Source organism: Moritella marina ATCC 15381, from assembly GCF_008931805.1.
GTDB classification, from domain to species: domain Bacteria; phylum Pseudomonadota; class Gammaproteobacteria; order Enterobacterales; family Moritellaceae; genus Moritella; species Moritella marina.
Genome location: NZ_CP044399.1, coordinates 4,619,526 through 4,631,363, shown reverse-complemented (window position 1 = coordinate 4,631,363; position 11,838 = coordinate 4,619,526). Strand labels below are relative to the sequence as shown.

Below are 11,838 nucleotides of genomic sequence, written 5' to 3'. Positions count from 1 at the left end.
AATTTTTAAAGAGCAATTTGCTAAAAAGCAAAAATAATGAATCTAAAGAGATTAGTTATTTTTGATTTTTAGTCAGAAAGAAAAGTGGTATCCCGTACGAGATTTGAACTCGTGTTACCGCCGTGAAAGGGCGGTGTCCTAGGCCTCTAGACGAACGGGACACTATTTACTTTCACGATTGGATTTCATCCCAATCGTTGTCTTCAACGTTTCTATTCAAGCAATTTGTGTGGGCACTTACAAAAATTAACAACTTTACGTAAGGGAGGTGATCCAGCCAGGTTCCCCTAGGGCTACCTTGTTACGACTTCACCCCAGTCATGAACCACACCGTGGTCATCGCCCTCCGAAGGTTAAGCTAATGACTTCTGGTGCAGCCCACTCCCATGGTGTGACGGGCGGTGTGTACAAGGCCGGGAACGTATTCACCGTGACATTCTGATTCACGATTACTAGCGATTCCGACTTCATGGGGTCGAGTTGCAGACCCCAATCCGGACTACGACGCACTTTATGGGATTCGCTTACCATCGCTGGTTTGCAGCCCTTTGTATGCGCCATTGTAGCACGTGTGTAGCCCTACTCGTAAGGGCCATGATGACTTGACGTCGTCCCCACCTTCCTCCGGTTTATCACCGGCAGTCTCCTTAGAGTTCCCACCATTACGTGCTGGCAAATAAGGGATAAGGGTTGCGCTCGTTGCGGGACTTAACCCAACATTTCACAACACGAGCTGACGACAGCCATGCAGCACCTGTCTCATAGTTCCCGAAGGCACCAATTCATCTCTGAAAAGTTCTATGGATGTCAAGAGTAGGTAAGGTTCTTCGCGTTGCATCGAATTAAACCACATGCTCCACCGCTTGTGCGGGCCCCCGATCAATTCATTTGAGTTTTAACCTTGCGGCCGTACTCCCTGGGCGGTCTACTTAATGCGTTAGCTTAAGAGCCCAGTTCTCAAGGAACCAAACTCCGAGTAGACATCGTTTACGGCGTGGACTACCGGGGTATCTAATCCCGTTTGCTACCCACGCTTTCGCATCTGAGCGTCAGTTACTTCGCCGGGTGGCCGCCTTCGCCACTGGTATTCCTTCAGATCTCTACGCATTTCACCGCTACACCTGAAATTCTACCACCCTCTCAAGAACTCTAGTTTGCCAGTTCGAAATGCAGTTCAGGTTGAGCCCGGGGCTTTCACATCTCGCTTAACAAACCGCCTGCATGCGCTTTACGCCCAGTAATTCCGATTAACGCTTGCACCCTCCGTATTACCGCGGCTGCTGGCACGGAGTTAGCCGGTGCTTCTTCTGCGAGTAACGTCACAGTGATAAAGTATTAATTTATCACCTTTCCTCCTCGCTGAAAGTACTTTACAACCCGAAGGCCTTCTTCATACACGCGGTATGGCTGCATCAGGCTTTCGCCCATTGTGCAATATTCCCCACTGCTGCCTCCCGTAGGAGTCTGGACCGTGTCTCAGTTCCAGTGTGGCTGATCATCCTCTCAGACCAGCTAGGGATCGTCGCCTTGGTGAGCTCTTACCTCACCAACAAGCTAATCCCACTTGGGCTCATCTAGTCGCGAGAGCTTTCAAGAAGAGGCCCCCTTTCACCCGTAGGTCGTATGCGGTATTAGCAGTCGTTTCCAACTGTTGTCCCCCTCGACTAGGCAGATTCCCAAGCATTACTCACCCGTCCGCCGCTCGACGCCAGAATAGCAAGCTATTCTTCGTTTCCGCTCGACTTGCATGTGTTAAGCCTACCGCCAGCGTTCAATCTGAGCCATGATCAAACTCTTCAATTAAAAGTTTTTTGACTAATCAGCGATGCTGATTAAGTCGGCTCAATGAATTCTGTACTTTAATTGCAAAGCAATTAAGCTTCGTAATTAATAATCAAATCTTTCGATTTAATTTAATGTTCACAATTACATTGATATAATTTTTGGTCATTATATCTCTGCAAGTGCTCACACAGATTGCTTGAATAAATTGTTAAAGAGCATACTGAGCGGCTGTTGCCGTGTCAGTGGGAGCGATTATAGAGATCTGCGTTTTATTGGCAAGTAATTTTATAAAATTCATTCCATTTTGAAGATAAAGGTTAAAAACCGCACACAATTCAAACAAAACAAGTCAAAAACAAGCGTTCCCACTCTCAATCATGTCTACTTAAGGTGCATGATGAAGGATGACAGCCTTTTCAATTACACGAACGCTAGATTTATACTTTTATCGAGTTACACTTTATCAACGATACAAGTAAAATTTACTTACCAAGATAATCTAAACTATTATTTAATTTGTCTTTATACGTGACCTAACTCTCTGGTTTAGGTAACATGCGCCCTTTTTACGGTTTTGGAGTTTTAATATACATGCCCTTCCAACTTGGTCAGCGCTGGATCAGCGATACGGAATCAGAATTAGGATTAGGAACAATAGTTGCCATAGAAGGCAGAATGTTAACGCTATTATTTCCTGCAAGTGGTGAAAACCGTTTATATGCTCGTAACGAAGCGCCGATCACGCGTGTAATCTTTAATGTCGGTGATCAGGTACTCTCTCATGAAGACTGGAGTTTAACGGTTACGGAAGTAACGGAAAGCTCAGGTATCATTACTTATATCGGTACACATTTAGATACTGGTGAAGAAGTTACATTACGTGAAACCTTCTTAAACAATTTCATCAAATTTAACAAACCACAAGATCGCTTATTTGCCGGTCAGATCGATCGCATGGATCGCTTTGTATTACGCCATCAAACATTACAACACCAGTTTTCTCAGCAAAAGTCTGCATTAAATGGTATTCAGGGGCCGCGTGTAAGTTTGATCCCACATCAACTGCACATAGCAACAGAAGTTGGTCAACGCCATGCCCCCCGCGTATTACTTGCCGATGAAGTAGGCTTAGGTAAAACAATTGAAGCCGGTTTAATCATCCACCAGCAACTAACAGCTGGCCTGGCTAAACGTGTATTAATTCTTGTGCCTGAAACATTACAACACCAATGGTTAGTTGAAATGATGCGTCGTTTTAACCTGCATTTCAGTATTTTTGATGAAGAACGTTGCATCGAATCACTTGCTGATGCTGATAATCCATTTGAGACTGAGCAGCTGATCTTATGTAGCCTCGATTTTTTACGTAAAAAACGTCGCCGCTTTGAACAAGCAGTCGGTGCAGATTGGGATCTGTTAGTCGTTGATGAAGCCCACCACCTTATTTGGAATGAAACAGAACCAAGCCGTGAATATCAGGTTGTTGAATCATTAGCGCAAAAATCACCCGGTGTATTACTACTGACAGCAACACCTGATCAGCTTGGCCATGAAAGCCACTTTGCACGCTTACGTTTATTAGATCCAAACCGTTTCTATGACTATAAAGCATTCGTTGCTGAAGAAAGCGGTTATGCTGAAATTGCACAAGCTGCACAAGCGTTACTCGATTCGCCAGTGGTATCAAAAACAACCGCAGCATCATTAACGCAACTACTCAGTGAAACTGATATTTCAGATAAATTGGCAGTAATGCACACATCGCCAGATTCAGAAGATGCTCAACAAGCAAAACAAGCGATCATCAGCCAACTGCTTGATCGCCATGGTACTGGTCGTTTGTTATTCCGTAATACGCGCGCTGCAATTAAAGGTTTTCCAACCCGTTGCTACAACCCAGTGCCATTAACGCTACCAGAGCAATATAAAACCTCATTAAAAGTTGCACAAATGATGAATGGCACGGCTAGTTTCGCTGAAGCGGCTCGTCGTGGTTTATACCCAGAAGAAATTTTCCTCGAATTCGAAGGTAAAGATGCATCTTGGTGTAGCTTTGATCCTCGTGTGGAATGGTTACAAGATTTCTTATTAGCAAACAAAAATGAGAAAGTACTCGTTATTGCCGCTAATGCAGAAACAGCAATTTCAATTGAAGAGTCATTGCGAGTTAACGAAGGTATTCGTGGTACTGTATTCCATGAAGGCATGTCTATTATCGAACGTGATAAAGCAGGTGCTTACTTCGCTCAAGAAGATGCTGGAGCACAGGTATTACTTTGTTCAGAGATTGGTTCTGAAGGTCGTAACTTCCAATTCGCGCAGCACTTAGTCTTGTTTGATTTACCATTAAACCCAGACTTACTTGAGCAACGTATTGGTCGTCTTGATCGTATTGGTCAAAAAAATGATATTAGTATCCATGTGCCTTTCTTTACTAATACAGCGCAAGATGTACTACAAAACTGGTACCACAATGGCTTAAATGCGTTTGAATATACCTGCCCTATCGGCGGCGATATCTTTGCTGAAGTAAAAAATGAGTTACTTACCCAGCTTGCTGCAAAAGAAATCGATCTTAGTGCAACAGAAGCATTAATTATCGATACTCGCAGTCAATATGATGCATTGAAATTAAAAATGGAAAGTGGTCGTGATCGTTTACTCGAACTAAACTCTAACGGTTTAGGTAAATCAGATGACATCATTAATCAGTTACAAATCAATGATGATAGCCCTGTACTACCTATTTTTGCGATACGCTTATTCGATGTGATTGGTATTAATCAAGAAGATCGTGGTGAAAACATGTTGGTATTAAAACCGACAGATCAAATGTTAGTACCAAGTTTACCGCACCTATCTGAAGACGGTATTACCGTCACTTTTGATCGTGAAACGGCATTATCACGTGACGATGTGCACTTCCTTACTTGGGAGCACCCGTTAATAAGCGCATGTATTGAACTCATCATGACGTCTGATACCGGTTCAACGGCCGTTTCACTATTAAAAAATCCGGCATTACCTGCAGGCACCATTTTATTAGAACTGCTTTATGTAGTAGAAACATCAGCACCGTCTTACTGCCAAATAAATCGTTTTTTACCAGCAACACCCATTCGTTTATTGCTTGATAAAAATTCGAATAACTTGGCATTAAAAGTTGATTTTGATAGTTTCAATCGTCAGCTCAATGCGATAAACCGTCATGTGGCAACGAAGCTAGTATCTGCATCTCAGACCGTTATTCACGATCTTATCGGTAAATCAACCGCAGTCGCTGAAGACCAAAAGCAAGCAGTTACTACCGCGGCATTGACGACTATGCAACAGCATATGAGTGTGGAACTTGAACGTCTACAAGCACTACAGAAGATCAACCCTAATGTACGTGATGAAGAACTCGCATTTATAGAAAAACAAACCGCAGAATTAACCACACACATTAATAACGCACAACTTAAATTAGACGCAGTACGCTTTATTGTTGTAGCACCAAAATAGATAAAATTCGATCATAATCGATGAATTATAAAAGGGGTTAATTTCGATTAACCCCTTTTTATTAAAAACAATGATTAAATCTTACCCATCACTCTTCACTATATGAAAATAACCTATGCCCGATTTTATTTATGCACCACCACAACAGCCTAGATTGGACATTCTTTATCAGGATGATGCCATTATTGTCTTAAATAAACCGAGCGGATTATTAAGCGTTCCAGGGCGATTACCCGAACACAACGACAGTATTGCGAGCCGTGTGCAAGCACAGTTTCCAACGGCAACGATTGTACATCGCCTAGACATGTGCACTTCAGGGGTGATTTTAATGGCATTAACCAAAGCCGCGCAAAGCCATATCAGCAGACAATTTCAGCAACGCTCAACGTCCAAGTACTACTACGCACGTTTAGAAGGTATTCCTACAGCAACGAATGGCAGCATTGATTTACCTTTACGTTGCGACTGGCCAAATAGACCAAGACAAATGATTGACTTTATCGAGGGGAAACCCGCTCTCACCCATTGGCAGGTTATTGCACAGCAACAAGCCTGCAACGACAATAATCAACAAGCCAGTGCGACTGTATTGCTTAAACCTGTGACGGGTCGCTCGCATCAACTACGATTACATATGTTAGCATTAGGGACTCCTATTCTAGGTGACGAGCTTTATGCATCGGCACAAGGTATTGCAGGAGCGGAACATTTACAACTGCATGCAGCAATGTTAGAAATTGAGCATCCTTTAACGTCAGAAAAGATGACGTTTAAAGCAACCCCGCCCTTTTCTATCGATTAATAACGACCATCACCCTAGGTATTTAAATGATTAAGGCTTTCGGATTATTACTATCCACTTTATCACTCATGGCAAGTGCAGAGACAAATAACAAGGGCAATGATACCAATACGCCAGATATCAGCTTTCCAATTTCACAACAACGCCTATTTGATCAAGATTTAACTAAGTATAGCGATACCAACGAAGTCGCTTGGTTAGGTGATAAAGATAGCCGCTTCCTCACATTATGGCGCGAGCAAACAACAGGCAATGTAGTCGGAACTAGCTGGCTATTTGGCGACACTTATACTTCAGCTAATAGCCCAGGTATTATCCAAACACTACGTAACCAGCTGAGTCATAAAGGCTTACACTCCTACTCAATTTCACCATTAAGTCAGGCTTTAAATTCAGAACGATCTGAAGAGCGCTTACTAGGCCAACTACAGGTATTACAAGAAAAAATAGTCAACCAAAAGGGTAAACGCCTCCTCATATTACAAGGTGCAAACAGCCAAGCGATCATTAATATCTTAATTAAAAATCCTGACATTTATGTCGATGCTATCGTCTTAATCAGTACCAATAGTCCGACAACAGCACTGTCAACACAACTTAGTCAGCAGTTACTTGAACTGAAAACACCCATACTCGATTTGTACACGCAAACAGATGAGCTCGCTGTCATTGAACAAGCGAAAATAAGACTTACTGCAGCAAAGCGCGTTAGTAGAAACAACTATAGGCAGGTTGAAGTGATTGGATTACCGGTGCACATGGAAACTCAGATAACAACCAGCCAAATAATTTATGGCTGGTTGGTTACACAAGGTTGGTATTAACGCATTTTTCTTGATTCTTTCACTACGTCATACGCACCTTGAATATCTTGAGCTTTCTCTTTCGCAATGATCATCATTTCTTCCGGTAAACCTTTCGATACTAATTTATCAGGATGATGCTCATTCATTAATTTACGGTAAGCACGCTTAATGGTTTTATCATCATCTTCCGCACTAACACCCAGCTGTTGATAAGCATTTGTTAATGCCTCTTCACGGCTGACTTTACTACCATGACGGTGAGAACGTATCTCAGCTTCCATCATCTGTAATAAATTATCCATATCCTGTGCGGTAACACCTAATATGCCACCGATACGATGTAATATCGCGCGCTCTGCGTCTGACAATTCGTGATCAGCAAATGCCGCTTGGATCTGTATCTCCAAAAACATTTTGATCAAATCACGACGCAGTACACTCACACGACGAAAATCACGCACCGTTTGTTCTAATGGAAAATCAGCCTCTTTACCCTGACTAAATGACACTTGTGCAGCGCGGCGGGTTTCCCCTGTCAATTTCATGCGATCCATTAACTGCGTAGCCACATGAATATCCACTTCGGTCACATGACCATCAGCCTTTGCCATGTGTCCCATAACAGAAAAAGAGGTATGCAAGAATATATCCTGGCGCTTATGCGCAGCAGGTCGTGTATCAATACCCAGTCTCGGACCAAATCGACGCTTTAATATCGAGCCAACCCAGACCATAAAGACGGCCCCAAAAAATCCACCAAACTTCATACCGATGGCAAACAATAAAATGTAAAACAACATATTCATAAAAGTAGCTACCAAGCAAAAATGACATATATTTATATAAGAAACGTATTATGGCTGTTTAAAATGTAACAAATCAATCAAACTCATGATCTTTTTGCAGGTTTACGGGATAAAACTAGTCATTAAATGGTCTATCAGGGCAATATGGATTATTATATTCAGCTATTTTTTAATTTTAATGAAGTTATCGATGACAAAATGGATTGTTAAAATGCGCCTTTTCACCATATTCTCCACACTTAGCGGTGTCGTATTCTCAGCAAGCGCAGCCACCATTATTACCAATACAGATGGATCTTCAACTATCCAAGATGACGCGACAGCCACGTCGGAATTAGGTGAGTTATCATTGTTTAAACAATGTTACCCTTATGTGCCAGCTATAAAGCCACCGATTGAAGATTCAAAGGCGGCGAACGAAATACAACTTTTATCGAACGATGCCAAAGTTATCCAAGGTAACAAGGCTGTTTTTAATGGTAATGTAAACTTTACCCAAGGTAATCGCATATTATCTGCCGATGAAATAATTCTTTACCAACTGACTAATATTCTCACCGCAGAAGGTAATGTCATACTAGAAGACAGTACATCAACAGTTAAAGGGACTACTTTAAAGGCAAATTTAGACACCAAAGATGCAGAATTATCGCAAGTCAATTACCTACTGCATGGCCAAGCAGCTAATGGCGAAGCTAAAAAAGTCTATATTACTAATAGCGGCGACAGCATTTTAATGCAACGCTCAACCTATAGTGAATGTCCATTAGGCGATAATAGTTGGGTATTGCGCGCATCATCGATCAATGTTGATAATGTCGAGGAGTCCGCCGAAGCCTATAATGCGACATTATACTTTCAAGACGTGCCTATTTTCTATATGCCCTATTTTACGTATCCAACAACAGATAAACGTAAAACAGGGTTATTATTTCCCTCATTTGAAAATTCATTAGAGAACGGTATTACTTTCTCTCAACCTATCTATTGGAATATCGCACCAAACTACGACATGGAAATAATTCCAACTTACATGTCTGAACGTGGCGTCCACTTAACAAATAAATTTCGCTATTTAGTTGACGGACAAAGCGGTAAAATTAATGTTGAATATCTGGCTAACGATAAAAAAACCGATAGCGATCGTAGTCTTTACCACTGGAGTCATAATGGTAACTTCAATGAACATTTGAACTTAAACGCAAGTTATACCCAAGTAAGTGATGATGACTATTTTTCCGATCTTAATGCTTCTGCAGGCTCTAGAGACAGTAATACACTGCTACGAACTGCAGCATTAACTTACAATACAGATATGACGTCTTCACAAATTGAAGTACGTGATTTTCAGATTTTAAGTGACTCGACATCATCTACACCACATAAAGTATTACCTAAAATATCTTTTACTGGTTATAAACAATTCGATAGTAGCGCGATTGAGCTATCGTCTTACAACGAGATCACTAACTTTTCTCATTCTGACAACAATATGTACAGCGGTATAAGAACCCACATAGAGCCTTCAATTAGCTTTCCTTACCAACGCCCCGCTGGTTTTGCGGTGGCCGAATTTAAACTACCAATGACTTATTACAGCCAGACATTCAATGAATCTGATAATAAAAACTTCTCGAATGGTTATAAAGGTGAGCTGGAAGAACAAGTTGTTCGTGTTATACCAACAGCAAGGTTTCATGCTGGTTTAAATTTTGAGCGTCCGACATCTTGGTTTGGTCATGCCATCACCCAGACGTTAGAACCACAAGTTCAGTATTTATATATCCCTTACGAAAACCAAGATAATATTGGTATTTACGATTCATCTACTATCCAACAAGATTTCTTAGGGTTATACCGCGATCGTATTTACAGTGGTTTAGATCGTATTGCCGATGCTAACCAGTTCACTATTGGTTTAACAAGTCGCGTCTTTGATCAACTAGGCAGTGAACGTTTCCGTTTCGCACTCGGTCAAATTGTCTATTTTGGTGACAGCCAAGTTGGTATTGCACCAGAAACCGATCTTACGGTAGATAATAGTGAGGTGACGACATCAAGTATCGTCATGGAAACTGATGTTAAAATAAGCCATAATTTATTTATCAATAACAGCGTTGAATATGCGATACAAGATGATTTAGTACGTCGTGCCGATGCCGCTATCGAATACCGTTTTGATACTGGTCAAAAAGTACAATTGAACTATCGTTATGTTGAAAATACCGCGTCTATACTCGAAGATGAAAATAGCAACGTTAATTCGAAAATTAATCAAATCGGCTCTAAGTTTATGTTACCGATCAATAACCAATGGGACATGGGCGCAAGCTATTACTATGATGTTGAAAATAAAATAACCCAAGATGCTTTTATCGGGGTTAAATACGAATCATGCTGTTGGGCTATACGTTTAGATTATGGCTATCGCTTGAAAAACCATAATATTAATACCGGCGTAACAGAATTTGATCGTGGTCCAACATTAATGTTTGAACTAAAAGGTCTTGGCGGTATTGGTACCGATATGGATAACATAGGAACATCGAGCCTCTTTAGTTACGGCGAACCATTCCAATTACGTGAATAACAAAGATGATAACGGCTATAAATAACTCAGTTAACGATAGCCGTTATCATCCAAACAAGGATTTACAGCCCACGATGATTGCATTGAAGGTCTGACAAGGTATACTTCCGCTTACTTTTTCACCTCGGTTTCAGCGAATTACACGATCCTCATCTCTCCCGTGGTAAAAAAAATGATAATTTTCAGCCTACAGCTGTCTCAGTTATAGTCGATATTGAATAGGAATTCATAAAGTGATTAAAAAAATGCTTAAGACTCTGATATCTGGAGTCATAGTTGTAACCAGTTGGCAAGCACAGGCCGAGCTAACCAAACTTGATGAAGTGATTGCAATTGTTAATGAAGAAGTCATTCTTGCGAGTGATGTAAAAATATTAACTCATTCCGTGAAAGCGCGCGCAATAAAAGCGGGTCAAACTCTACCTTCTCAAGAGGTGCTAACCCAACAAGCGCTAGATAAACTAATTCTTGATAGTTTGCAGCTGCAGATGGCGAAGAAAATGGGAATGCGTATTAGTAATGCGCAGCTTGAAGATACGTTAAATAATATTGCGAGAGGCAATAAGCAAACTGTTGAACAACTACGTCAAAGCGTGATTGCTGATGGTGGTGATTTTAACGACTATAAAGAAGAAGTTCGCATTCAGATCCTAACGAATGAAGTACAGCGTATGCAAATGCGTCGTCGTATTACAATTTCCGATCAAGATGTTGATAACTTACTGGCTATTATTAATGAACAAGGCCAGAAAAACCTACAATACCGTGTTAACCATATCATGCTACGCGTCCCGAACGAGGCTGATAGCGCGACAATGGAAAGCTTGCAAGCTGAAATTGCGGATATACAAACTCAACTGAATGCGGGCGAGTCATTTTCAACCCTGGCTTTAGCTGTTTCAGCGGGTCCAAAAGCGCTTGATGGTGGTGATTGGGGTTGGATGAATATCAATGAAATGCCGACCTTGTTCGCAGAAGCTGTAACCAATGCCAAAAAAGGCGATATCATCGGTCCGATTCGCAGTGGCGCAGGCTTGCACATCATCAAAGTTGCCGATATGCGTGGTGTAGAAACAATCTTAACAAAAGAAGTCAATGCACGTCATATCTTGGTGAAACCATCGGTAATTTTAAGTGATGACAAAGCAAAATCATTATTAAATGGTTACTTAGCGCGTATTCAATCTGGCGATGCAGACTTTGCTGAACTCGCAAAAGCTTATTCTGATGATACTGGTTCCGCAGTCAAAGGCGGTGAACTCGGTTGGGCAGATCCAAGTATCTATGTACCAGCATTCAAACTCGCATTGCAAGATTTGAACAAAGGTGAAATAAGCCCGGTATTCCGTTCTAGCCATGGCTGGCACATAGTGCAACTACTTGATAGACGTACACAAGATACGACAGAGAAAGCAAATCGCCAAAAAGCATGGCAATTGCTGTATAATCGTCGTTCAGCCGAAGAAAGCCAAGCTTGGTTAAATGAATTGAAACAAGAAGCTTATATTCGTATTTTAAATAATGAATCGTAAACAGGTGGAA

General features: G+C 41.4%; 6 protein-coding genes, 1 tRNA gene and 1 rRNA gene. 5 read left to right on the top strand and 3 right to left on the bottom strand.

The features are described 5' to 3' along the window. Positions 1 to 85: 85 nt before the first annotated feature. Positions 86 to 161 (bottom strand) — tRNA-Glu (locus FR932_RS20960). A 100-nt stretch (positions 162 to 261) separates the two neighbouring features. Beyond that, positions 262 to 1,803: ribosomal RNA gene (locus tag FR932_RS20955) — 16S ribosomal RNA — on the bottom strand. A 573-nt stretch (positions 1,804 to 2,376) separates the two neighbouring features. Between FR932_RS20955 and rapA the strand changes: the two genes are divergently transcribed. The 3 genes from rapA to FR932_RS20940 all read left to right on the top strand — a co-directional run bounded on the left by rapA (position 2,377) and on the right by FR932_RS20940 (position 6,918). After that, positions 2,377 to 5,289, top strand: coding sequence for an RNA polymerase-associated protein RapA (rapA, locus tag FR932_RS20950; protein WP_019442116.1), 2,913 nt, complete (start codon positions 2,377 to 2,379; stop codon positions 5,287 to 5,289). A 115-nt stretch (positions 5,290 to 5,404) separates the two neighbouring features. Continuing rightward, the gene (locus tag FR932_RS20945; RefSeq protein ID WP_019442115.1) at positions 5,405 to 6,094 is read left to right on the top strand and encodes a pseudouridine synthase; all 690 of its coding nucleotides are present in this window, start codon (positions 5,405 to 5,407) and stop codon (positions 6,092 to 6,094) included. Positions 6,095 to 6,120: 26 nt separating this feature from the next. Beyond that, positions 6,121 to 6,918 (top strand): DUF3530 family protein, encoded by a 798-nt coding sequence (locus tag FR932_RS20940; protein ID WP_019442114.1) that lies wholly within the window; start codon positions 6,121 to 6,123, stop codon positions 6,916 to 6,918. Here FR932_RS20940 and djlA read toward each other — a convergent pair. Beyond that, a complete protein-coding gene (djlA, locus tag FR932_RS20935) occupies positions 6,915 to 7,706 on the bottom strand; it encodes a co-chaperone DjlA (RefSeq protein WP_019442113.1) in 792 nt (263 codons plus the stop codon). The genes FR932_RS20940 and djlA overlap by 4 nt on opposite strands. A gap of 190 nt (positions 7,707 to 7,896) precedes the next feature. Here djlA and lptD point away from each other — a divergent pair, with 190 nt between their 5' ends. Together lptD and surA are read left to right on the top strand one after the other, a co-directional pair. Further along, entirely contained in the window at positions 7,897 to 10,296 is a 2,400-nt protein-coding gene (gene lptD, locus FR932_RS20930) for an LPS assembly protein LptD (protein ID WP_240532426.1), read from the top strand. A 245-nt stretch (positions 10,297 to 10,541) separates the two neighbouring features. Further along, positions 10,542 to 11,828, top strand: coding sequence for a peptidylprolyl isomerase SurA (surA, locus tag FR932_RS20925; RefSeq protein WP_240532425.1), 1,287 nt, complete (start codon positions 10,542 to 10,544; stop codon positions 11,826 to 11,828). The last annotated feature ends 10 nt before the right edge of the window (positions 11,829 to 11,838 follow it).